Source organism: Vibrio sp. 10N.222.52.B7 (assembly GCF_041474275.1).
Taxonomy (GTDB): Bacteria; Pseudomonadota; Gammaproteobacteria; order Enterobacterales; family Vibrionaceae; genus Vibrio; species Vibrio crassostreae_C.
The window spans coordinates 1-246 of record NZ_JBFRTU010000659.1 but is presented as its reverse complement, the minus strand read 5'-3'; the positions used below and the strand labels follow the sequence as shown (position 1 = coordinate 246).

Below are 246 nucleotides of genomic sequence, written 5' to 3'. Positions count from 1 at the left end.
CGGTAGCACACCCTCTTTGGTAGGGTATTCAGTTGCTCGAATGGAAAGCACTCGGATATTTTCACTTTTAGGTAAAGTGACTCGTTTATGGTCGAGCGTAATTAGCTGAGAAACATAACTTTTATTTTCGTTACTCAACCATGTAGAAATATCGCCACCGTTCGAATGCCCGACTAAGGTTAACTTATCAAAATCATAAGCAGGGAAACGACTCGCTAGCTCATATTGAAGTACATTGAGAGTCTG

General features: G+C 41.1%; 1 pseudogene. It reads right to left on the bottom strand.

Annotated features, from left to right (window positions below):
• Positions 1 to 246, bottom strand: a pseudogene (locus AB4512_RS24685) (alpha/beta hydrolase); the annotation flags it as partial.